The 25,938-nt window shown below is 74.2% G+C and carries 4 protein-coding genes; all 4 read right to left on the bottom strand.

The genetic code is table 11. The features are described from left to right. Positions 1-16: 16 nt before the first annotated feature. Genes A6A25_RS11280 through A6A25_RS42165 form a run of 4 tightly spaced genes read right to left on the bottom strand, consistent with a single transcriptional unit; the run spans position 17 to position 25,933 of the window. Positions 17-229: an MbtH family protein gene (locus tag A6A25_RS11280; RefSeq protein WP_073888266.1), complete on the bottom strand. Its 213-nt coding sequence runs from the start codon at positions 227-229 to the stop codon at positions 17-19. Further along, positions 226-4,116: a non-ribosomal peptide synthetase gene (locus tag A6A25_RS11275; RefSeq protein WP_083668252.1), complete on the bottom strand. Its 3,891-nt coding sequence runs from the start codon at positions 4,114-4,116 to the stop codon at positions 226-228. The genes A6A25_RS11280 and A6A25_RS11275 overlap by 4 nt, the downstream gene beginning before the upstream one ends. Then, entirely contained in the window at positions 4,113-15,020 is a 10,908-nt protein-coding gene (locus tag A6A25_RS11270; protein ID WP_073888262.1) for a non-ribosomal peptide synthetase, read from the bottom strand. The genes A6A25_RS11275 and A6A25_RS11270 overlap by 4 nt, the downstream gene beginning before the upstream one ends. Then, the gene (locus A6A25_RS42165) at positions 15,017-25,933 is read right to left on the bottom strand and encodes a non-ribosomal peptide synthetase (RefSeq protein ID WP_083668251.1); all 10,917 of its coding nucleotides are present in this window, start codon (positions 25,931-25,933) and stop codon (positions 15,017-15,019) included. The genes A6A25_RS11270 and A6A25_RS42165 overlap by 4 nt, the downstream gene beginning before the upstream one ends. Positions 25,934-25,938: the final 5 nt, after the last annotated feature.

Below are 25,938 nucleotides of genomic sequence, written 5' to 3'. Positions count from 1 at the left end.
TTCTGCAGTGGGGTGCTCAGGCGCCCATGGCGTCGATGAGGCTCTTGGGTCGCATGTCGGTCCAGTTCGCCTCGACGTGGTCCAGGCACTCCTGGCGGCTCGCCTCGCCGAACACCACGCGCCAGCCGTCGGGCACGGCGATGAAGTGCGGCCAGAGGGAGTGCTGGTTCTCGTCGTTGACCAGCACGAAGTAGGTGCCGTTCTCGTCCTCGAACGGGTTGGTGCTCATCGCGGGTCTCCTTCGGGTCGCGGCTTCGCCAGGGCGGCGTCGACCGCCTTGGCCACCTCGTCGAGCACGTCTCGACGGGTCAGCTCTTCGTGGGGTGCGGGCACGTCGTGCACGCGGATCGCGCCGGTGACGTGTGGTGCCCACCGGCCCGGGTCGCGTTCCGGGTGGTCGGCGGCGTCGGTGGCGCGGAAGAACAGCAGGTCGCCGTCGAAGCGGCGGGGCGCGTGGGCGGACAGGGCGCGCCCGTTGGCCAGGTAGGCGGCCAGGACGGCGCGGGCGAGGTCGTCGGTGGTCTGGTCGTAGCCGCCGAGTTCGGTGCGCACCACGGCGACGGCGCGGGCGTGGCCCTCGGGCGTGGCCAGGTCGTCGGGGCTCAGGCCGGTGCCCGCGAACGAGTCGGCGAAGACCTCTTCGGTGGTCAGCGGTGCGGTGCCGACGCGCGGGTAGGAGTCGAGCAGGGCGAGCAGCTCGACCTCCTCGCCTTCCTCCTGGAGGAGCACGGCGGCCTCGTGGGCCAGGTGGCCGCCCATCGACCAGCCGAGCAGCCGGTACGGGCCGTGCGGCGCCACGGTGCGGATGTGGCCGACGAACCGGGCTGCCTGCTGGGCGATCGTGCCGGGGTCGGCGACGGCGAGGTCGGCTTGGAGCCCGTAGAGCGGCACGTCCGGGTCGAGCACGCCGAGCAGCCCCGTGTAGCACCAGCTCAGCCCGGACGCCGGGTGCAGGCAGAACAGCGGCGGCGCGGCACCGCTGACGCGCAGCGACAGGACGGGTCCCAGCGCGTCCACGCCGGTCGCGGCCGGGTCGCCGTCCAGCCGGCGGGCGAGTTCGGCCGGGCTGGGCGCCTCGAACAGCGTCCGCACGGTCACGTCGGCGTCGAACCGGGCCTTCACCCGGTCGGCCAGCGTCACGGCCAGCAGCGAGTGGCCGCCCGCGGCGAAGAACCCGCGGTCCGGGTCGAACTCCTCCACCCGCAGCACCTCGGCGAACATCCGGCACAGCAGGTCCTCGGTGAGGGTGCGCGGTGCGCGTCCGGCGATCGCGGCGGACCGCGGCGCAGGCAGGGTGCGCCGGTCGAGCTTGCCGTTGGCGTTGAGCGGCAACGCGTCCAGCGCGGTGAACGTGCCGGGCACGAGGTGCGCGGGCAGTTCGGCGGCGACCTGCTCCCGCAGCGCGTCGGCGTCCGGCGCGGCACCCGACTCGGGCACGTAGTACGCGGCCAGCCGCTGGTCGCCGGGCACGTCCTCGCGCACGGCGACGGCCGCGTGCGCCACACCCGCGCACCGCGCCACGGCGGCCTCGACTTCGCCCAGCTCGACCCGGACGCCCCGGATCTTCACCTGGTCGTCGACCCGGCCGAGGTAGACCAGTGCGCCGTCGTCGTCCCACCGCGCCAGGTCGCCGGTGCGGTACAGGCGTGATCCAGGTGGGCCGTACGGGTCGGCGACGAACCGGGTCGCGGTGACGCCGGGACGGCCGAGGTAGCCGCGGGCCAGCTGCACGCCCGCGAGGTACAGCTCACCGGGCGCGCCGGGCGGCACGGGCGCGAGGCGGGCGTTTAGCACGTAGGCGCGGGTGTTCCAGACGGGCTTGCCGATGGGCACGCGCGGGTCGTCGGCGTCGCACTGCCACGCCGTGACGTCCACCGACGCCTCGGTGGGGCCGTACAGGTTGTGCAGCTCGGCGTCGTGGGTGCGCCGGAACCGGTCGCGGGTGGCCGGGAGGAGCGCCTCGCCGCTGCACACCACCCGCCGCAAGGTCGGGCAGGCCACCGGCTCCACCAGGAACGCGTCCAACATGGACGGTACGAAGTGGATGGTGGTGACGCCGTGGTCGTTGATGGTCCGCGCCAAATAGGCCGGATCGCGGTGGCCGTCGGGCTTGGCGACCACGATCGCCGCGCCGGAGATCAGCGGCCAGAAGAACTCCCACACCGACACGTCGAACGTGTACGGGGTCTTGAGCAGCACCCGGTCGTCGGCGCCGAGGCGGTGGCGGTCTTGCATCCACAGCAGGCGGTTCACGATGCCGCGGTGCGGCACGCCGACACCCTTGGGCGTACCCGTGGAGCCGGAGGTGTGGATGACGTACGCCAGGTCGTGCGGTCGCACCCGGCTCACCGTCACGTCGGGCATGTCGGAGCCGTGCACCGCCAGCGTGACCAGGTCGGGGAACGCCGCCGCGTCGTCGGTCACCACGCACACCGGGCGTGCCTCGGCCAGCAGCACGACCCGCCGCCGGGACGGCAGGTCGGTGTCCAGCGGCAGGTAGGCCGCGCCGGACTTCAGCACCGCCAGCAGCGCGACCACCAGGTCGGCCGAGCGCGGCAGCGACACGGCCACCAGCGCGTCCGGTCCGGCACCCGCGGCGACCAGGCGGCGGGCCAGGCGGTCGGCGGACGCGTGCAGTTCGGTGTAGTCCAGCACGCGGTCGTGGTCGATGACGGCGGTGGCGTGCGGTGAGGAGGCGGCCTGCCGGTCCAGCAGGTCGGTGAGCGTGACGTCCTCGACGGGCGTCTCGGTGGAGTTCCACTCGCGCAGCACGCGGTCGCGGTCGGCGTCGTTCAGCGGCGTGATCGCGGCCAGTGGCCGGTCCGGGTGCTCGACCAGGTCGGTGAGGACGCGCAGCAGCCAGGTGGTGAGCCTGCGGGCGGTGGCCGCGTCCACCAGGTCGGGCCGGTGGTCCAGCCGGAACGCCAGGTTCGGGCCGGGCACGCCGATCAGCGTCACCGGGTAGTGCGTGGCGTCCCGGGCCTCCACGTCGATCAGGAACGCGCCACCGGCCAGCTCGGTGTTGTCGTCGTCGCCGGACGGGTAGTTCTCGAACACCAGGGTCGTGTCGAACAGCGGGCCGCGCCCGACCCGGCCCTGGATCTCGGCCAGGCCGACGTACTGGTGCTCCATCAACCCGGTCTGCTGCGACTGCAGGGCGTCGAGCAGGTGCGCCGCGGTGTCGTCGGGCGACCAGCTCACCCGCACCGGCAGCGTGTTGATGAACAAGCCGATCATCCGCTCCACGCCGGGCAGCTCGGGCGGGCGGCCGGACACCGTGCCGCCGAACACGACGTCGGTGCGGCCGGTGTGCACGCCGAGCGTGAGGCCCCACGCGGCTTGCACGACGGTGTTCACCGTCCAGCCCCGGTCCCGGGCCAGCTCCGCCAGCCGCCCGGTCAGCTCCTCCCCCAGCTTCACCTTCAGCCGCGCGGGCGGCGCCTGCTCCCCCGGCCGCCCGGGGCCACCGACCAGCGTCGGCTCGGTGACGCCGTGCAGCACCGCGTCCCACGCCTTGCGGGACACCTCGTGGTCGCGGGCGTCCAGCCAGGCCAGGTAGTCGCGGTAGGGCGCGACGGGCGCCATGCCCTTCTCGTCGCCGTGCCGGTCGTACAGCTCGAACAGCTCGTCCAGCAGCACGGGCAGCGACCAGCCGTCCAGCACGATGTGGTGCACGGTGACCGCGAGCCGGAAGTCCTTGAACGGCATGCGGAACAGCACGCACCGCAGCGGCACGTCCTGGTGCAGCGCGAAGCGGCGCAGCCGTTCGGCGTCGTAGCGCTCGGCGAACTTCGCCTCCGCCTCGGCGACGGACAGCGCCGAGCAGTCCACCACCTCCCACGGCACCTCGACGTGGTCCAGCACGACCTGCACGGGCTGGTCGAGCCCTTCGTGCACGAACACCGACCGCAGCCCCGCGTGCCGCCGCACGAGCGCCTGCACGGCGTCCTGCAACGCGTCCACGCCGAGCTCGCCGTAGAGGTCGACGGCCACCTGGACGGTGTAGAAGTCGAGGCCGTCGGTGTCGTGCAGGGCGTGGAACAGCAGGCCCTGCTGCAACGGGGCCAGCGGGAGGATGTCCTCGATGCGCGGTGCGCTCATGAGCGGTGCACTCATGATCGGCCTGCTTTCCTCATCATGGCCTCCAGGCGGTCGATGTTCTTCTGCGACAGGGGGACCAGCGCCACGTCGGAGGGCGTGAGGCCACCGGCGCGCGGGTCGCGGGCGTGGGCGGCGAGCGCGGCCAGGGCGTCGCGCCACAGCCGGCCCAGCTCGGTCACGTCCGGTTCGTCGAGCAAGGCGGCGGGCCAGGACAGGGCGGCGACGAGCCGCGGGCCGTCCGCGCCGTCCTCGGTGAACGCGTTGACCTCCAGCACGTGCGCGAACGGCAGGCCGTCGTCACCCACCGCGCCACCGGCGCCGGTCAACGGGGTCCAGTCGCGGCCGGTCGCGCCGACGCTCGTGCGGCCCAGGTAGTTGAACCCGATCTGGGGCGCGGGGCAGGCGGCGAGCTTGCCCGCGGTGTCCGGGTTGAGGTGGCGCAGCAGGCCGTAGCCGAGGCCGTGGTCGGGTACCGCGCGCAGCCCTTCCTTGACCTGCTTGAGCGCCGTGCCGACGGGTTCGCCGGCGGCGAGCACGTCGTCCCACCGCAACGGCGGCACGTCCACCCGCACCGGGTAGAGGTTGGTGAACCAGCCGACCGTGCGGGACAGGTCCAGGCCCGGCGCGACGGCGTCCTCGTGCCTGCCGTGGCCCTCGCGGTCGACCAGCAGCGCGTCCTGCAGCCGTTCGCCCCGGCGGGCCAGCCATTCGCGCACGGCCAGGCCGAACCCGGTGAGCAGCACGTCGTCCACGCTGACCCGGAACGCGGCGGGCGCGGTGGTCAGCAACGCCGTGGTGACGTCCGGGTCGACCTCGACCACGGTGGTGCGTGCCGTGGCGAGGGTGTCGCGGCTCGGGTCGAGCGGGCGTGCGGCGAGGGCGGGCTGGGCGGTGTCGGCGGTGGCGAGCCAGTGCGGCAGCTGCTCGGCCCACCGCGGTTCGGTCGCCGCGTCGGCCAGGCGGGTGGCCCAGCGCCGCCACGACGTGCGCACCGGCGGCAGTCCGGGTGCGACACCGGCGCGGGCGGCGGACGCGGCGGACGCCAGGTCGGGCAGCAGGATGCGCCACGACACGCCGTCCACGACCAGGTGGTGCGCCATCACGAGCAGCCGACCGGGCGCGTCCGGCCCGACGTCGAACCACACCAGGCGCACCATCACCGCGTCGTCGGGCCGCAGCGTGCGGCGGGCGGCCTCGGTGTGCTCGGCTACGACCGCCGACAGCGCCTCGTCGGTGAGCCCGGCGACGTCCACGCGGGCCACGTGCTCCTCGGCCCGCACCGCACCGGGCGGCAGGACTTCCAGCGCCCACCCGTCGTCGTCACGGTGCAGCCGGGTGCGCAGGGCGTCGTGGTGGTCGACCACGGCCGCCAACGCGTCCACCAGGTGCCCGGTGGTGAGCCCGGCGGGCGTGGCGACCAGGTGCGACTGGTTGAACCCGGCCACCGGACCGCCACCGGCCCGCAGCCACTCCACGATCGGCAGCAGCGGCACTTCGCCCACTCCGTCGGCCACCTCGTCCTCCAGCGCGGACGGTGGCACGGCGACTTCGGCCAGGCGACGCACGGTCTTCAGCTCGAACACGTCACGCGGGGTGAACACCCACCCGGCCGTGCGGGCCCGGCTGACCAGCTGGATCGACATGATACTGTCGCCGCCGAGGTCGAAGAACCCGTCGTCCACGCCGACCCGGTCCACGCCGAGCACGTCGGCGAACACGGCCGCCAACGCCTCCTCCACCGCCGTGCGCGGCACGGTGACCGGCGCGGATTCCCGTCGGGGCGCGGGCAGGGCGCGGCGGTCCAGCTTGCCGTTCACGGTCAGCGGCAGCTCGGGCAGCACCACGAACGCCGACGGCACCGAGTAGTCGGGCAGCGTCGCCGCGGCGGCGGCCCGCACCTCCTCGACGTCCACGCCGTCACCCACCAGGTAGGCGACGAGGCGGCGTTCCCGGGCACGGTCCTCGCGGACCACCGCCACGGCGTCGGCCACACCCCGGCAGCCCGACAGCACGGCCTCGACCTCGCCCAGCTCGATGCGGAACCCGCGGAGCTTGACCTGGCCGTCGCCGCGGCCGACGAACCGCAGGCGGCCGTCACTGGTCCAGCGCACCAGGTCGCCGGTGCGGTACAGGCGGCCGCCCCGCGCGCCGTGCGGGTCGGCCACGAACCGCTGCGCGGTGAGGCCGGGCCGGGCGAGGTACCCGCGCGCCAGCTTCGCGCCGGCGAGGTACAGCTCGCCCGTCACACCCGGCGCCACCGGCTGGAGCCGCGCGTCGAGCACCCGCGCCGCGGTGGCCGCCATCGCGGTGCCGATGGGCAGCGGCGCGCCGACCGCGTCACCGGGCCGGAGGACGTGGCGGGTGGCGAACGTCGTCGTCTCGGTGGGGCCGTACACGTGCACGACCGTGAGGTCCGGGCAGTGGCGGCGCACGGCCTCGAAGGCGTGCTCGGAGGCCGCCTCACCGCCGGTCCACACCTCGCGCAGGCCGGCGAGGCTGCCCGGCGACTCCTCGGCGATCACCCGGAACAGGCCCGAGGTGAGGAACGCGGCGGTCACGCCGTGCCGGCGGATCGCCGCCGCCAGGCCCGCCAGGTCCAGGTCGGCCGGCGCGTCGACCACGGCCGTGCCGCCGTTGAGCAGCGGCACCCACATCTCGTAGGTGCCGGCGTCGAACGCGTGCGACGAGTGCACGAGGACGCGCCGGTGCCCGCCACTGGCGAAGGCCGGGTCGGCGGCCAGCTCCACCACGTTCGCGTGGCTCACCGCCGCACCCTTCGGCACGCCCGTGGAACCCGAGGTGTGGATGACGTAGGCGAGCTGGTCCGGGTGCGGCGAGGGCAGCTCCGCGTCGGGCGCGGGCGGCACCGGGGCAGCCAGGTCCACCACGTGCGCCGGTGCGACGAGACCGGCGGGCAGCTCGACCCGGTCGGTGAGCAGCACCAGAGCGGACGTGTCGGCGAGGATCAAGTTGTGCCGCTCGGCCGGGTTGCCGTCGTGCAGCGGCACGTACGCGCCGCCCGCGTAGAGCACAGCGAGGGTGGCGACGGTCCGTTCGGCGGTCCGCCGGGCCAGCACGGCGACCCGGGTCTCCGGCCGCACGCCGACGGCGACCAGGTGGTGGGCGAGCGCGCGGGCGCGGACGTCCACCTCGGCGTAGGTCAGCTCGCGGTCGCCGTCCACCAGGGCCACCGCGTGCGGTGCGCTCGCGACGCGGGTGCGGAACCGGTCGACCACGGTGTCGCGCTCGCGCGGTGCGGGGTCACCTGCCCACTCGCGCAGCACCAGCCCGCGTTCCTCCTCGCCGAGCACGGGCAGGGCACTCACCGGCGTGGCCGGGTCGGCGGCCACGGCCCGCAGCACGCGGGTGAGGCGGGCGCCGAGGGCCTCGACGGTGGTGCGGTCGAACAGGTCGGCGGCGAACTGGATGGTGCCCTCCAGGCCGGCTCCGGTCTCCCCCAGGTCGAACGACAGGTCGAACTTGGCCGGTCCTTCACCGAGGTCCACCAGGTCGAGGTGCAGGCCGGGCAGGTCCAGGTCGGGCTCGGGGGCGTTCTGCAGCACGAGCATCACCTGGAACAGCGGGTGCCGCGCCACCGACCGCTCGGGGTTGAGCGCGTCCACGAGCCGGTCGAACGGCAGGTCCTGGTGCGCGAACGCGGCCAGGTCGGTCTGCCGGACGCGGCCCAGCAGCTCCTCGAACGCCGGGTCGCCGGACGTGTCCGTGCGCAGCACCAGCGTGTTCACGAAGAACCCGACCAGGTCCTCCAGCGCGGCGTCCGTGCGGCCCGCGACGGCCGTGCCGAGGACCACGTCCTCGCCCGCGCCCATCCGGGTCAGCAGCGCCGAGATCGCCGCCTGGAGCACCATGAACAGGCTCGTGCCGGACCGGCGGGCCAGGGCGAGCAGGTCTGCGTGCAGGGACGCGTCCACGCGCCACGGCACGAGGCCGCCCCGGTGCGACGCGACGGCCGGTCGGCGGCGGTCGGCGGGCAGCTCCAAGGCGTCGGGGATGCCGTCGAGCTGACGCCGCCAGAACTCCAGCTGCGCCGTGCCCGCCGAGCCGGGGTCGCCGTCCTCGCCCAGCACGTCGTTCTGCCACAACGCGTAGTCCGCGTACTGGACGGGTAGGTCCGGCAGCTCGGGTGCGCGTCCGGCGAGGCGGGCGCGGTAGGCCTCGCCGAGGTCGCGGGTCAGCGGCGTGAACGACCAGCCGTCGCCCGCGATGTGGTGCAGCACCAGCAGCAGCACGTGCTCCGAGGGCGAGAGCTCGAACAGCCACGCCTTGAGCGGCAGCTCGCGGGACAGGTCGAACTTGGTGGCCGCCGCGTCGTCGAGGCGTTCGCGCAGGACGCCCGCGTCGGTGGTGCGCACGCTGAACGCCCGGCCGAGCACCTCGTCGGCCTCGGCTGCGGGCGCGACGTGCTGGCGCGGCGTGCCGTCGGTGTCGGGGAAGACGGTGCGCAGCGACTCGTGCCGGGCCAGCACGTCGCCCAGGGCGGCGCGCAGCGCGGTCACGTCCAGGTCCCCGGACAGCCGCAGCGCGATCGGGATGTTGTACATCCCACCCGCGTCCTCAAGCCGGTCCAGGAACCACAGGCGGCGCTGGGCGAACGACAGCGGGACGATGTCGGGCCGTTCGGCGCGGGTGACGCCACGGCGCGCGATACCGGCGGTGGTGGCACGGGCCGCGAGCAGCGCGGGCGTCGGCGCCTCGAACACCGCGCGCAGCGGCAGTTCCACACCCATCGCCGCCCGCACCTGGCTGACCAGGCGGGTCGCGAGGAGCGAGTGGCCGCCGAGGTCGAAGAACCCGTCGTCCACGCCGACCCGGTCCAGGCCGAGCACGTCGGCGAACACCGCGCACAGCACCTCTTCGGCCGGGGTGCGCGGCGCGGCGTCACCGACCACGGCCGCGTCCGGGACGGGCAGGGCTCGACGGTCGAGCTTGCCGTTGGCGTTCAACGGGAACGCGTCGAGCACGACGAGCGCGGCCGGGACCATGTACGCGGGCAGGACGGCACGCACGGTGTCGAGCACGGCGGTCGGGTCGAGGACCCGGCCGGTGACGTACCCGACGAGGCGCTTGTCCCCCGGCCGGTCCTCGCGGACCACGACGGCGGCGCGGTCCACCTCGGCGTGCCGGGTGAGGGCGGACTCGACCTCGCCCAGCTCGATCCGGAACCCGCGCAGCTTCACCTGGTCGTCGGAGCGGCCCAGGTACTCCAACTGCCCGTCCGCGTTCCAGCGCACCAGGTCGCCGGTGCGGTAGAGCCGCCCGCCCCGGCCGAACGGGTCGGCGACGAACCGCTCGGCGGTCAGGGCCGCGCGGCCGACGTAACCGCGGGCCAGGCTTTCACCCGCCAGGTACAGCTCGCCGGGCGTGCCGGGCGGTACCGGGCGCAGCGCCCCGTCCAGCACGTAGGCGCGGGTGTTCCACAGTGGACGGCCCGTCGGCGCGGGCTTGTCCAGCGGGTCGGGCGCGGTAGTGCCCCACTGGAGGGTGTAGACGGTGGCCTCGGTGGGGCCGTAGATGTTGTCGATCCGGGCGGCGGGCAGGGTGGCGCGCACGTCGTTGTAGACCCTCGCGGGCAGGCCCTCGCCGGCCAGCACGACGGCACGCGCGTCCAGGTCCACCCCGGCCGCCAGCACCTGCGCGAAGACCGACGGCACACCACTGACCAGCCCACCGGACCAGCCGCCGCGTTCCACCAGCGCGGTCAGGTTCTCCACGATCTCCACCCGCCCGCCCACGGTGAGCGGCGTGAACAGCTCGAACACCGACACGTCGAAGTTCAGCGAGGTGGCGAGCAGCACCGAGGACAGCTCCTCGGGCGTGAAGTGGTCGGCGGCCCAGGCGACGAGGTTCGCCATGCCGCCCCGCGTCACGGCCACGCCCTTGGGCCGACCGGTGGAGCCCGAGGTGTGGATCACGTACGCCAGTGATCCACTGTGGACGGTCGTGGTGGGCGGTGCGGTGGGCCAGGTGAGGCGTTCGACGACGGCCGGGTCGTCCAGCAGGACCAAGCGGTCGGCGGCGGCGGTGAGGCGGTCGGCCGTGGCGGCGACGGCCAGCACGCACACCGGGCGGGTGTCGTCCAGCGCGAACGCCACGCGCTCGGCCGGGTGGCCGGGGTCCAGCGGCACATATGCGCCACCCGCCCGCAGCACCGCGAGCAGCGCCACCACCGCGTCGGACGTGCGGGGCAGCGACACCGCGACCAAGGTCTCCGGCTTCACGCCGCGTTCCACGAGCAGCGCCGCGAGGCGGTCGGCGCGGGCGTCCAGCTCCGCGTACGTGAGCACGCGGTCGGGACCCACCACGGCGAACGCGTCGGGCGTGCGACGGGCCTGCCGCGCCACCAGGTGTTCCACGAACACCTCGGGCACAGGCCGCGCGGTGTCGTTCCACGTGTGCAGCACCCGTTCGCGTTCCGCCGGGTCGAGCACGTCCACGTCCCCGAGGCGGATCACGGGGTCCGCGACCACGGTCTCCAGCAAACGCACGAGGCGGCGCGCGAGGGCGCGGGCGGTGGGCGCGTCGAACAGGTCGAGGGCGTGTTCGAGGTCGCCTGCCACGCCCGCCGGGCGGCCCGCGTGGTCGTGGGTCTCGCGCAGGTCGAGCAGCAGGTCGAACTTGGCCGCGCCGCCGGGCACCTCTTCGAGGTCGATGGCGAGGTCGGGCAGGTCCAGGTCGGCCTCGGGCGTGTTCTGCAGCACGAGCATCACCTGGAACAGCGGGTGGTGAGCCAGCGAACGACGCGGGTTCAGCACCTCCACCAGCCGCTCGAACGGCACGTCCTGGTGCGCCAACGCCGCCAGGTCCGTCTGCCGCACCCGCTCCAGCAGTTCCTTGAACGTGGGGTCACCCGAGGTGTCGGTGCGCAACACCAAAGTGTTGACGAAGAACCCGACCAAGTCGTCCAACGCCTCGTCCGAACGCCCCGCCACCGCCGTGCCCAACGGGATGTCCGTCCCCGCGCCCAACCGCGTCAACAACGCCGCCACCGCGGCCTGCAACACCATGAACACGGTCGTGCGGGTCTGCCGGGCCAGCGCCACGAGCCGGGTGTGCGTGTCGGCGTCCAGGCGCAGCGGCACCCGCCCGCCCCGGTACGACGCCACCGCCGGGCGCGGCCGGTCGGTCGGCAGCTCCAGCACCTCGGGCAGCCCGGCGAGCCGCGAACGCCAGAACTCGACCTGCGCGGCGAGCGCGCTGCCCTCCTCCTCGTCCGAGCCGAGCACGCGCCGCTGCCACAACGTGTAGTCGGCGTACTGCAACGGCAGCGGCGGGAACTCCGGCGCGGCACCCGCGAGCCGGGCGCGGTAGGCGGCGGCCAGGTCGCGCAGCATCGGGGTGAGCGACCAGCCGTCGCCCGCGATGTGGTGGACCAGGAACAACACGACGTGCTCGTCGGGTGCGAGTTCGAACAGCCACAGCCGGCAGGGCGGCTCCGCCGCCAGGTCGAACCGGTGCGCCAGCGCGTCGGCGAGGGCGGCGGGCAGGTCGTCCTCGTCCACCTCCACGTGCACCACCGGCAGGGTGGGCGCGTCGAGCACGTGCTGACGCGGTTCGCCGTCGACCTCCGGAAACGTGGTGCGCAACGACTCGTGCCGCGCCACGACGTCACCGAACGCCGCGGTGAGCGCGTCCCGGTCCAGCTGCCCGGTCAGCCGCAGCGGTAGCGGCACGTTGTACATCGCCGCTTCTTCCAGCCGGTCGAGGAACCACAGCCGCCGCTGGGCGTACGACAGGGGCAGCACGTCCGGGCGGGGCAGCACCTCGACGTCGTGGCGGGTGCCGCGGGCACGTTCGGCGAGGGCGGCCAGCGCGGCGGGCGTCGGCGCCTCGAACACCGACCGGATCGACAGCTCCACGTCCAGCACGGACCGGACGCGGCTGACCAGGCGGGTGGCCAGCAGGGAGTGGCCGCCCAGGTCGAAGAAGCTGTCCTCCACGCCCACCGAGGGCAGGTTGAGGACGGTCGCGAACACGCCGACCAGCACTTCCTCGGTGAAGTTGCGCGGCGCGCGGCCGGTCGCGGCGGTGCCGCCGACCACGTCCGGTACGGGCAGGCCGCGGCGGTCCAGCTTGCCGTTGGCGGTCAGCGGCAACGCGTCCAGCCGCACGAACGCCGACGGCACCATGTAATCCGGCACGGCGGCGGTGACGTGCGCGTGCAGGGCGATCGGGTCGAAGTCGTGGCCCTCGGCGGGCACCACGTAGGCGACGAGCCGCTGGTCGCCGGGCTGGTCCTCGCGCACGACCACACCGACCGGCCCGACCGACGGGTGCCGGGACAGCACCGACTCGATCTCACCCAGCTCGACCCGGTAGCCGCGGATCTTCACCTGGTCGTCGGCGCGGCCCGCGAACAGCAGGTCGCCGTGCTCGCCCCACCGGGCGAGGTCGCCGGTGCGGTACATGCGCGAGCCAGCCGGACCATAGGGGTTGGCGACGAACCGGCCGGAGGTGAGGCCGGGCCGGGCGACGTAGCCGCGGGCCAGGTTCTCGCCCGCGATGTACAGCTCGCCGACCACGCCGGGCGGCACCGGGCGCAGCGCGTCGTCCAGCACGTACGCCTGCGTGTTCCACAGTGGACGGCCCAGCGACAGCACCTCGGCCGGGATCTCGTCGTCGGGCTCGATGACCAGCGTGGTGCAGCCGACCGTGGTTTCTGTGGGGCCGTACTCGTTGACCACCCGCGCGCCCGGGTGGCGCTTGCGCCACACGTCGAGCTGCGCGCCGGGCAGCGGCTCGCCGCCGAGCACGAGTTCGGCGGTCGGCGAGTAGGTGTCGGGCAGCACGTCCAGCACGGACAGGTGGCTGGGCGTGCACTTGAGGAACGTGAAACCGGCTGCCGTGGGGCTCGCCGGGTCGATGCCGTCGTCGGCGAGGTCGCCCAGGTGCACCGCGCCGCCGGAGATCAGCGGCGCGTACAGGCCGGTGACGGTGAGGTCGAACGTGACCGGCGAGTGCAGGAACACGCCGGATTTCACGGACGGGTAGGCGTCGACCGACCACTGGAGGTAGTTCACCGCCGCGCGGTGCTCGACCAGCGTGCCCTTGGGGCGGCCGGTCGAGCCGGACGTGTAGATGACGTACGCGGCGTGCTCCAGCCGCAGCGGCGAGCGTCGGTCGGCGTCGGTCAGCGGATCGGCGGAGAACGCGTGGTCATCGAGGTCGTTTAGGACGAGCTGGGGCACGTCCAACGCGGCGAGTCCGGGCGCGAGGAGCGAGTCGGTGATCAGCCGCACGGGCCGGGTCTCGCCGAGCATGTCGGCGAGCCGTTCGGTCGGCTGGTCGGGGTCGAGCGGCAGGTAGCCCGCGCCGGTCTTGAGCACCGCGAGCAGCGTCGTGACCAGGCGCGTGCCGCGCGGGAGCGCCACCGCCACCAGGGTCTCCGGTCCGGCGCCGTGCCCGACCAGCAGACGGGCCAGGCGGTTGGCGTCGGCGTGCAGCTCGGCGTAGGTGCGCTGCTCGTCGCCGTGCACGACGGCGGTCTTGTCGGGCGTCGCGGCGGCCTGCCGGTCGAGCAGGGCGGTCAGGTGCAGCGGCTCCACGGGGTGGTCGGTGGCGTTCCAGTCGACCAGGACGCGCTCGCGGTCGTCGGCGTCGAGCAGGTCGACGGCGTTGACGGCGCGGTCCGGGTCGGCGGCGATGGCGCGCAGCACCAGCCGCAGCCACTCCCCCATCCGCGCCACGGTGGCCCGGCCCAGCACGTCGGGCCGGTAGTCCAGCCGGAACGCCAACCGCTCGCCGGGCAACCCGACCAGGCTGATCGTGTAGTGCGTGGCGTCCCGGGCCTGGAAGTCGGTGATCCGCACGCCGCCGCTCAGCGCGGGCGCGGTATCGACGTCGACCGGGTAGTTCTCGAACACCATCGTGGTGTCGAACAGCTCGCCGTGGCCGGTGCGCCGCTGCACGTCGGCCAGCCCGACGTGCTGGTGGGCGATCAGCCCCGCCTGCCGGTCCTGCACGGCGGTCAGCAGCTCGCCCAGCGACTGCCCGGCGGCCCACGACACCCGCACCGGCAGCGTGTTGATGAACAGGCCGAGCATCGTCTCCACGCCCGGCAGCTCGGCGGGCCGACCGGACACCGTGCCGCCGAACACCACGTCGCGGCGGCCAAGGTAGCGGCCGAGGACCACGCCCCACGCGCCCTGGGCGAGGGTGTTCATCGTCCAGCCGCGGGCGCGGGCGGTGCGGGTGAGCGCGTCGGTCAGCTCGTCGTCCAGCTCGACCAGGACGCCGTCGGGCACCACGGAGGCGTTGTCGGCTGCCGACCCGACCAGCGTGGGCCCGTCCAGGCCCGCCAGCACGTCGTCGTAGGCGGTCAGCGCGGCCTCGGCGTCCTGGCGGGTCAGCCAGCCGAGGTAGTCGCGGTAGGGGGTGACGCGGGGCATCGCCGAGTCGTCGCCCGCGTGCTCGTAGAGGGTGAACAGCTCGTCCAGGAACACCGGCGTGGACCAGCCGTCCATCAGGATGTGGTGCATGGTCAGCAGCAGCCGGTGCACCTGGCCGGGCAGCACGACGAGCACGAGCCGCAGCAGGGGCGCGCGGGCCATGTCGAAGCGGCGGGCCCGTTCCTCGTCGACCAGCTCCGCGTAGTCCGCCTCCGGGTCGGCGGCGCCGGTCAGGTCGACCTCCCGCCACGGCGCGCGCACCTCGCGGCGCACCACCTGCACGGGCCGGTCGAGGCCCTTGTGCCGGAAGCCGACGCGCAGGTTGGCGTGCCGGCGCAGCAACGCGTCGGCCGCGGCGCGCAGGGCGTGCACGTCCACCGGGCCGGTCAGCTCGGTGGCCAGCTGCACGGTGTAGACGTCCAGGCCGTCCCGGTCGTACAGGGCGTGGAAGAGGAACCCCTCCTGCAACGACGACAGCGGCAGGACGTCCTCGACTGCGGACTTCTTGCTCATCGGTCCAAGTCCTCGCTCTCGTCTTCGTCGTCTTCCAGCAGGTCCAGCTCGTCCTGGCTGAGCGGGACCAGGTCCACGTCGGACGGGGTGAGGCCGCCCGCCGCGGCGCCCCGGACGTGCTCGACCAGCCCGTGCAGCGCCTGCCGCCACGCCGCGCCGAGGTCGGCCGCCTCGGTGTCGGCGAGCAGGTCGGCGGGCCAGGCGAGGGTGGCGTTCAGGCGCGGGCCGTCCGGGGTGTCCTCGGTGACGGCCGTGACCTCGACCGCGTGCACGAACGGCAGGTCGTCGTGCCCGACCGGGGCGGTGAAGCCGGGTGCGGGCAGCCACAGCCGGTCACCGCCCGCGGTGTCGACGCGGCCGAGGTAGTTGAACGCGATCTGCGGTGCGCCCAGGCCGGCGAGCTTGCCCGCCGTGTCGGCGTTGAGGTGGCGCAGCAGGCCGTAGCCGACGCCCTTCTCCGGCAGTTCGCGCAGCTGCTCCTTGACCCGCTTCAGCGCCGTGCCCGCGGCGGGTCCGCCGGCCAGCAGTTCGGGCCAGCCGACCCGGCCCGGGTCCAGCCGCACCGGGTGCACGCTGGTGAACCAGCCGACCGTGCGGGACAGCTCCACGTCCGGCACGACGTCCTCCCGGCCGTGGCCCTCGACCTGGAGCAGCACGGACGTCTCCGCGCCCCGGCCGCGACGTTCCCGCCACCGGCCGACGGCCAGCGCGAGCGCGGTCAGCAGCACGTCGTCCACGCCCGCGTGGAACGCGGCGGGCACCTCCGTGAGCAGCGGCGCGGTCTCCTCGACCGTGAGGGCGACCTCGGCGGTGCGCGCGGTGCCGACGGTGTCGCGGGCCGGGTCGAGCGGGCGTGCGCCGAGCAGCGGGTCGGGGCCGTCGAGGACGGTGGTCCAGTACGGCAGCTGGTCGGCGCGGGCCGGGTCGTGCGCGGCGTCGTGCAGCAGGTGCGACCAGCGCCGCCACGACGTCCACACCGGTTCCAGCACGGGCTCGCGGCCGGCGGCGAGGGCGTGCCACGCCTGGGCGAGGTCGGGCAGCAGGATGCGCCACGACACGCCGTCCACGGCCAGGTGGTGCACGACCAGCAGCAGGTCGCCGGGGTGCGCGGGACCCGCGTCGAACCACACCGCCTGCACGAGCTGCCCGCGGGCCGGGTCGAGGCGTCGCCACGCGGTGTCGGTCTCGGCGCGGACGGCGGCGGCACGCGCGGTGTCGTCCAGCCCGGTCACGTCCACGCGGCGGGTCACGTCGACCGCGCGCACCGTGCCGGGGTCGGCGATCTCGTAGTACCACTCGCCTTCGTCGTCACGGTGGAGGCGGGCGCGCAGGGCGTCGTGGTGGCGCAGCACCGCGTCCAGCGCACTCACCAGCCGGTCCCAGCCCAGTTCCGCGGGCACCGCGACGAGCTGCGCCTGGTTGAAGCCGTCGAGCGTGCCGCCGCTGTCGAGGAACCAGCGCACGACCGGCGTGAGCACGGCCGGGCCGCTGCCGGTGGTGTCGGGCACGGGCCGGGCGTCGGCCGGTTCCACCGCCACCAGGGCGAGTTCGGCCACGGTCTTGCGCTCGAACACGTCACGCGGGGTGAACACCAGGCCGGCCCGGCGGGCGCGGCTGACGAGCTGGATGGAGCCGATGCTGTCGCCGCCGAGGTCGAAGAAGCTGTCGTGCACGCCCACGTCCGGCAGGCCGAGCACGTCCGCGAACACCGCGCACAACGCCGCTTCCCTGCCGGTGCGCGTGCCTTCGACGTGCGGGGTCGGCTCGGGTGCGGCGGGTGCGGGCAGCTTGGCGTGGTCGAGCTTGCCGTTGTGGCTCAACGGCAACTCGTCCAGCACCACCACCGCGGACGGCACCAGGTAGTCGGGCAGCTCGGTGCGCAGCGCGGCCCGCAGGGCGGTGGTGTCCAACGGCGCGCTCGCGGTGACGTAGGCGACCAGCCGGGACGTGCCGCCGTCATCCGACCGCAGCACCACAGCGGCGGTGTCGACGCCGTCGTGGCGGCGCAGCGCCGCTTCGACCTCGCCGGGCTCGACCCGGAAGCCGCGCACCTTGACCTGGCTGTCGGCCCGGCCCAGGAACTCCACGTGCCCGTCGGGCAGGCGGCGTGCGAGGTCGCCCGTCCGGTACATCCGCGCTCCCCCACCGGCGAACGGATCGGCGACGAAGCGGTGCGCGGTGAGCGCGGGCCGCTCGAGGTAGCCGCGGGCGACGTTCGGGCCGGACAGGTACAGCTCGCCGGGCACGCCCACCGGCACGGGCCGCAGCCACGCGTCCAGGACGTGCGCCCGGCTGTTGAGCACCGGCGTGCCGATGACCGGCGCCGGGTGGTCGGCCAGGTCGGCGATCATCGAGTCCACGGTGGTCTCGGTCGGGCCGTAGAGGTTGAGCGCGACCAGCCCCGGCGTGCCGCGCAACGCCTCCCACAGGTGTGCGGGCACGGCCTCACCGCCGAGCAGCACGACGGACGGGAACCGCTCGTCGCCGTCCAGCAGGCCGTGCGCCACCAGGTGGTCCACATAGGACGGTGTGGTCTCGATGACGTCGATCCGCTCCCGGCGCAGGTGTGCCACCAGCGCCTCCGGGTCGCGGCGGATGTCGTCGCCGATCACGTGCAGCTCGTGGCCCGCGAGCAGCCACAGCACCGGGTCCCAGGACGCGTCGAACGCGACGGGCGCGGTCAACGCGGACCTGAGCCGGTCACGGCCCAGGCGGCGCGCGATCGGCGTGAAGACGTGCTCTTGGTGGTGGCGCAGGAGGTTCGCGAGGGAACCGTGCTCCACCACGACGCCCTTGGGACGGCCGGTCGAGCCGGAGGTGTAGATGACGTACGCGGCATCGCGCGCGGTCAGCGGTCGGGTGCGGTCGGCGTCGGTGGGTGCCGTGTCCGGGGCGTCCGGCGCGGTGTGGGCGTCGACCGAGCCCTCGATGACCAGAGCCGGACGGGCGTCGGCGAGGGTGGCGCGCCGCCGTTCCGCCGGGTGGTCGGGGTCCAGCGGCAGGTAGACCGCGCCCGCCTTGAGCACCCCGAGCAGCGCCACGGCGGTGTCGACCGAGCGGGGCAGGACCACCGCCACCACGTCGCCGACCGCCGTGCCGCCGCGCAGCAGCGAGTGCGCGAGCCGGTTGGCGCGCCGCTCCACCTCGGCCCCGGTAAGCCGGACGTCCCCGCCGACGAGGTCACCTTCCGCGCTTCGCTCGAACGTGGCCAGCACGGTCTGGTCCGGCACCGGGCCGAGAGGTCCGACCGCGGCACGGGCCAGGTCGTCGGCCTCACCGGGTGCGAGCAGGTCCAGTTCGCCGAGGCGGCGCGTCGGCTCGGCGGTGGCTTGGTCCAGCACCCGGGCGAACCAGGACGCGATCCGGTGGGCGGTGTCGGCGTCGAACAGGTCCCGGCTGTACTCCAGCTCACCGCGCAGGCCCGCGGGTTCGCCGTGCTCGTGCCGTTCGGCCAGCGTGAACGACAGGTCGAACTTGGCCGGACCGGCGGGCAGGTCCACCACCTCGGGCGTCACGTCGGGCAGGTCCAGGTCCGGGTCGGCGTTGTTCTGCACCGTCAACAGCACCTGGAACAGCGGGTGCCTGGCCAGCGAGCGCTGGGGCGCCAACTCCTCCACGAGCCGGTCGAACGGCACGTCCTGGTGCGCGAACGCGGCCAGGTCGACCTCGCGGACCTGGTCGAGCAGGTCGGCGAACGCGGGCCCGCCCGAGGTGTCCACTCGCAGCACGAGCGTGTTGACGAAGAACCCGACCAGGTCGTCCAGCGCCTCGTCCCGCCGACCCGCGACCGGCGTGCCGATCGGGATGTCGCTGCCCGCGCCCAACCGCGTCAGCAACGCGGACAGCGCGGCGTGCAGCACCATGAACGGGCTGGCGCCGTGCGCGGCGGCCAGGCGTGCCACGCGGGCCTGCACGTCGGCGTCCAGGTGCAGCGGGACGGAGCCGCCGTCGTGGCGCGGCCGGCTCGGACGTGCCCGGTCGGTGGGCAGGTCGAGCGTCTCGGGCAGGTCGGCGAGCAGCGCCCGCCAGTGGTCGAGCTGGGCGCGCAGCGGGCTGTGCCCGTCCTCGTCGGAGCCGAGCACGTCGTGCTGCCACAGCGTGTAGTCCGCGTACTGCACGGGCAGCGGCGTGAACTCCGGTGCCACGCCCGCGTGCCGGGCGCGGTAGGCGACGCCGAGGTCGCGCAGCAGCGGCGCGAGGGACCAGCCGTCGGCGGCTACGTGATGCAGCAGCAGGAGCAGCACGTGGTGGTCGTCCGCGAGCCGGTACAGCCGGACGGCCACGGGCAGGTCGTCGGCGAGCGCGAACTTGTGCCTCACGGCGTCGGCCAGGTCGGCGGCCAGCGCGTCCTCGGTGGTGTCGACGCGCCTCGTCGCGGCGCTGAGCAGCGCGGCGGCCGCGGCCGGGTCCAGCACCGACTGCCGCGGCGAGCCGTCGATCTCCGGGAACACGGTCCGCAGCACCTCGTGCCGGGCCACCACGTCGGCCACGGCCGCGAGCAGCGCCGAGTCGTCCAACGCACCGGTGAGCCGCACGGCCAGCGGCACCGAGTACAGGCCGCCCGCCTCGTCCAGCCGGTCCAGGAACCACAGGCGTCGCTGCGCGGCGGACAGCGGCACCACGTCGGGCCGGGCACGCGGGGTGACGCGGGCACGGGCGGGCGCGGCGTCGTGCAGGACGCGGGCCAGCCCGGCGGGCGTCGGGTGCTCGAAGACCGCGCGGATCGGCGCCTCCACCCCCAGCACGGCCCGGACCCGGCTGATCAGCCGCATGGCCAGGAGCGAGTGGCCGCCCAGGTCGAAGAACCCGTCGTCCACCCCGACCTCGGGCACGCCGAGCACGTCGGCGAACAACCCGCACAACGTCTCCTCCACGCCGTGCGCCGCGCGGGACGCGGACGTGACGGCGGTGGCGGGCGCGGGCAGGGCGTGCCGGTCGACCTTGCCGTTGGCGTTGAGCGGCAACTCCGCCAGCTCCACCACCACGGACGGCACCATGTACGCGGGCAACGCCTCGCCGACGTGACCGCACAACGCCACCTGGTCCACGGTCGCGCCTTCGTCGGGCACGACGTACGCCACCAGACGACGTTCACCGTGGTGGTCGACGTGGACCGCGACGACGGCGTGCGCCACGTCGGGGTGCCGCGCGAGCACGGCTTCGACCTCGCCGGGCTCGATCCGGAACCCGCGCAGCTTCACCTGGTCGTCGGCGCGTCCGTGGAACGCCAACTGCCCGTCCGGCAGGCGGCGCACCAGGTCGCCGGTGCGGTACATGCGGTCGCCGGGCGGCCCGTACGGGTTGGGCACGAACCGCTCCGCGGTCAGCCCGGCCCGGCCCGGGTAGCCGCGCGCGAGACCGGTACCCGCCACGTACAGCTCGCCGACCGCGCCGGGCGGCGTGAGCCGGAGGTCGGCGTCGAGGACGTGCACGCGCGTGTTGTCCATCGGCAGGCCGATCGGCATGGTCTGCGGGTCCGGATCGCCGGGCCGCAGCGCGAACCGCGTGGCGAACGTCGTGGTCTCGGTGGGGCCGTAGCCGTCGACCACGGTCAGCTCCGGGCAGTGCGCGCGGACCCGGGCCACCGCGGCGGCGGGCACGACGTCACCGCCGGTCCACACCTCCCGCACACCCGCAAGGAACGTCGGCGCTTCCTCGGCGACCAGCCGGAACAGCCCGGCGGTGAGCCACAGGGCGGTGACGCGGTGCTCGGCCACGACCCGGCCGAGGGCAGCGATGTCCAGCACTCCGGGCGGCGCCACGACGACCGTGCCGCCGGACAGCAGCGGCGCCCACAGCTCGTAGGTGGCGGCGTCGAAGGCGTGCGAGGAGTGCAGCAGGACGCGGGCGTGCGCGGGCGTGGTGAACAGCCGGTCGGTGGCCAGCTCCACGACGTTCGCGTGCGTGACGGCGACGCCCTTGGGCACGCCCGTCGAGCCGGACGTGTGCATGACGTAGGCGAGCTGGTCGGGGTGTGAGCGCCGGTTCAGCCTGGTCGCGACCGGCGGGCACGCGCCGGTGTGCACGACGTGCACCGGTGCGGTCAGGCCTTCAGGCTCGGGCCGGTCGGTGACCAGGACGGGTGCGCCGACGTCGGTGAGCACGAAGTCCACGCGCTCCACCGGGTACGACTCGTGCAGCGGCACGTAGTAGCCGCCCGCCTTGAGCACCGCGAGGATTATCACGACCAGCGACGGCGACCGGTCCATCAGCAGCGCGACGGGGGTCTCGGTGTCCACCCCGAGGTCGGCGAGCCGGTTCGCCCACCGGTCGGCCTCGGCGTCGAGCTGCCCGTAGGTGGAGGTGCCCGCGTCGGACACCACGGCGAGCGCGTCGGGCGTGGCCGCGGCCTGTGCCTCGAACCGGGCGACCAGGGACGTGGCGCCGACGCGGCGGGCGGTGTCGTTCCAGGTCACGAGCTCGGCGTGCCGCTCTTCGGGGGTGAGCAGGTCGAGCCCTGCCACCGACGTCGCGGGATCGGCGGCGACGGCGGCGAGCAGCGTGCCGAGCTGGGTCACCAGGTGCCGTGCGGTGGACTCGTCGAACAGGTCCAGCGCGTACTCCAGCGCACCGGCGATACCCGTCACCGCGCCGCTGTCGTCACGGGTCTCGTAGAGGTCGAACCACAGGTCGAACTTGGCGACGGCGGTGCGCAGGTCGGCCAGGGCGACGTCCAGGCCGGGCAGCTCGACGTCCGGGTCCGGCGTGTTCTGCAGCACGAGCATCACCTGGAACAGCGGGTGCCGGGCCAGCGAACGACGCGGGTTCAGCACCTCCACCAACCGCTCGAACGGCACGTCCTGGTGCGCCAACGCGGCCAGGTCCGTCTGCCGCACCCGCTCCAGCAACTCCTTGAACGACGGGTCACCCGAGGTATCGGTGCGCAACACCAAAGTGTTGACGAAGAACCCGACCAGGTCGTCCAACGCCTCATCCGAACGACCCGCCACCGCCGTGCCCAACGGGATGTCCGTCCCCGCGCCCAACCGCGTCAACAACGCCGCCACGGCCGCGTGCAGCACCATGAACACGCTGGTGCGCGTCTCCCGCGCGAGGTCGGCCAGCCGTCCGTACAGCTCGCCGTCCACGGTCAGCGGCACGCGTGCGCCCCGGTGCGACGGCACGGCCGGGCGCGGGCGGTCGGTCGGCAGCTCCAGCACCTCGGGGAGGTCGGCGAGCCGGTCGCGCCAGAACCGGGCCTGGCGGCTGAGCGCGCTGTCCGGGTCGTCCTCGTCGCCGAGCGCTTCCCGTCGCCACAGCGCGTAATCCGCGTACTGCAACGGCAACGGCGTGAACACCGGGGCTCCTCCCGCGTGCCGGGCGCGGTAGGCGGCGCCGAGGTCGCGCAGCAGCGGTGCCAGTGACCAGCCGTCGGCGGCGATGTGGTGCACGACCAGCAGCAGCACGTGCTCGTCGGCACCCGTCTCGAACAGCCACAGCCGCCACGGCAGGCCGTTGGCGAGGTCGAAGCGGTGGCCGGTGGCGGCGGTCATCTCCTCCGCCGGGTCGGCGACGGCAGCCGTCTCCACGTGGCCGGGCAGCACGCGCAGCGCGTCGGCCACGTCGAGCACCTGCTGCACCGGCTCGCCGCTGACCTCGGGGTAGCGGGTGCGCAGCGGCTCGTGGCGGGTGACGACGTCGCCGAGGGCGGCCAACAGCGCCGTGCGGTCGAGCGGGCCGGTCAGGCGCAGCGGCAGCGGCACGTTGTAGGTGCCGCCGGTCTCGTCCAGGCCGTGCAGGAACCACAGCCGGCGCTGGGCGGACGACAGCGGCACGGGGTCGGGGCGCGGCCGTGCGGTGGGCCGGGACCGGGCGACGGCGGCGCCGTCCACGACGAGCGCGAGCCCGGCGGGCGTCGGGTGGTCGAACACCTCCCGCAGCGACAGCTCCGCGCCGAGCGCCGCCCGCACCTTGCTGATGAGCCGGGTCGCCATCAGCGAGTGCCCGCCGAGGTCGAAGAACCCCTCGTCCACCCCGACCCGCTCGACGCCGAGCACGTCGGCGAACACCGCGACCATCAGCTCTTCCAGCGGCGTGCGCGGCGCGCGGCCGGCGGCGCCCGAGTCGGGTGCGGGCAGCGCGTGCCGGTCGAGCTTGCCGTTGAGCGTCAACGGCAACGCGTCCAGCGCGACGAACGCCGACGGCACCATGTAACCCGGCAACCGCGCCTCGGCCGACGCCCGCAGCGCGGTGAGGTCGACGTCGACCGGCGTCACGTACGCGACGAGCCGCTTGTCACCGGGCCGGTCCTCCCGCACGACGACCGCGAGCGCGCCGACACCTTCACCAGCGGCGAGCACCGCCTCGACCTCGCCCAGCTCGATGCGGTGACCGCGCACCTTCACCTGGTGGTCACGTCGTTCCAGGAACACCAGCGACCCGTCGGCGCGGCGCACCACGTAGTCACCGGTGCGGTACATGCGACGGCCGGGACGCGGCGTGAACGGGTCGGCGACGAAGACCACACCCGTGCGGCCCGGGTCGCCGAGGTACCCGCGTCCCACCCCTTCGCCGCCCACGTACAGCTCACCGGGCGTGCCGACGGGGACCGGGCGCAGGCGGTCGTCCAGCACGTAGAGGCGGGTGTTGCGCAGGGCGCTGCCGATCGGCACGCCGTCGGTGACGTCGTCGGGCGAGGTGATGAACGCGTGGGTGACGTCGTCGGCGCACTCGGTGGGGCCGTAGGCGTTCATCAGCGGGATGCCGGGGAACGCGTCGAGCCAGCGGGTGCACAGGTCGGCGGGCAGCGCCTCACCCGTGGCGACGAGCAGCCGCAAGGAGGCCGGCCCCGGACGTCCGCCGTCCGCGTCCCACAGGTCCAGGGCGGCGCGGAGCAACGACGGCACGACCTCCAGCACGGCCACGCGCTCCGCGTCGGTCCGGTCGAAGAGGCCACGCGGGTCGGCGGCGAGTTCCCGTGCGACGATCCGTGCCGTGCCACCCATCATGAGCGGGGCGAGCATCTGCCAGATCGAGATGTCGAACGTCAGCGGCGCGTTCTGCACCACGGTGTCCACTTCGGACAGCCGACAGTCCTCCACCTTGGTCAGCAGGTGGTTCACCATGCCCCGGTGGGTGACCATGGCACCCTTGGGCTTGCCGGTCGACCCGGAGGTGAACAGCACGTACGCCAGGTCGTCGCCCGCACCGACCGGCTCGGGCCACTCGTCGGAGGCCTCGCCCCCGACCAGCAGCAGGTCCACACCCAGCTCGGCGGCGAAGGAGGCGACGGCGGGCGAGGCGAGAACGAGCCGTGCCCCGCTGTCGGCCACGAGCGAACGGCCACGGGCGATCGGTGCGTCGGCGTCCACCGGCACGTACGCCGCGCCCGCGCCGAACACGGCCAGCACCGACACCACGAAGTCACGGCCCGGTGCGGTCGGCAGCGCGACCAGGTCACCGCGCCGCACACCCGCCGCCCACAACCGGCGGGTCAGCGCGGCGACGCGCCCGGCCAGTTCGGCATAGGTGGTCGGCCCCTCGTCGTCCACCAACGCCACCGCGTCCGGCGTGCGTCGGGCATGCTCCTGAACCCGGCGCACCACACCGTCGGCGTCGTCCAACGGCGCCTCGGTGCGGTTCCACCCGACCAGCGCCTGGTCCCGCTCCGCCGCGTCCAGCAAGTCGAACGACGCCAGCGGCGCCTCCGGGTCCGCCAGCAATCGCTCCAGCAGCCGCAGCAGCCGGTCCAGGTGACCGGCCACCTCGGCCTCGCCGTACAAGAACTCGTTGCCGTCCAAGTCGATCCGCACGGGCTTGCCGTCGGACCGGTCGTAGGCGGTGATCTCCACGTCGTCGATCACGCCGTTGGACAAGTTGTGCGCCGTCACCGGATGCCCGCCGAACGTGACGTTGTAGTCGAACGGCATGATGTTGACCACGACGTTGGCCAACTGACCCGCACCCCGCACCAACCCCAGGTCCCGCAGCACGTCCTCCTGCCGGTACCGCTGGTGCTTGAGCGTGTTCCGGGCCTCGACGGTCGTGCGCCGCAGCACGTCGACGAACGTCGCCGCCGGGTCGAGGTCCACGAACAGCGCGAGGATGTTGCTGACCATGCCCGGCGTGTCACGCAGCAGCTTGCTCTTGCGCGCCATCACCGGGAACCCGACCGGCGTGGTCCGGGCACCGGTCACCAAGTGCAGGTACACGGCCGTGGCGGCGGTCAGCGCCATCGGCCAGGTGGACGCGTGCGCCCGGGTCAGCTCCTTCATCCGGTCCATCAGCGCCGGGTCGACCACCGCGGTGGCGCGGGCCGGGCGGGCGCTGGCGGGCGCGGTGCCGGAGGTGAGGCCGACGGGCGCGGGACGGTCGGCGAGGCGGGTCCGCCAGTGCTCCTGGTCGCGGCGGTAGGCGTCCGAGGCGCGGTAGGCGGCATCGTCGTCCAGGTACTGCTGGAGGGTGGCGAACGCGCCCGGGGGCACCTCCTCACCCGCCACCAGCGCGGAGTACACGGTGGCGAGCCGGTCGGTGAAGATGCGCCCGCTCACGCCGTCGGCGATGACGTGGTGGTTGCGCTGGTAGTACAGGAACCGGTCGGGCGCGACCTTGAACAGCGCGTCCACCGACAGCGGGCCGTTCTCCAGGTCCATCGGCCGGTACAGGTCGTCGTCCATCCACGCCACGGCGTCACCGACGGGGTCGGCGCGGTCGGTGTGGTCGAAGAAGTGCAGGTGCGGGTCGGGCGCGAGGAACTGCCACACCCCGTCGGCGTCCTCGGTGAACCGGACCTGGACCGTCTCGGCCTCCAGCACGGTGCGGCGCAACGCCTCCTCGAACAGCGCCACGTCCACCGAACCGTGGATCTCCAGGTACTCCGACATGACGAACACGTTGTCGGGGTTCAACCGCTGGCCGTACCAGATCCCCAGCTGTCCCGGGGAGAGCGGCCACCGCCGCCTGTCCTCGCTCATGTCCC

It is taken from the genome of Saccharothrix sp. CB00851 (genome assembly GCF_001905065.1).
Taxonomy (GTDB): domain Bacteria; phylum Actinomycetota; class Actinomycetes; order Mycobacteriales; family Pseudonocardiaceae; genus Actinosynnema.
This window is presented reverse-complemented; position numbering and strand designations above follow the sequence as displayed.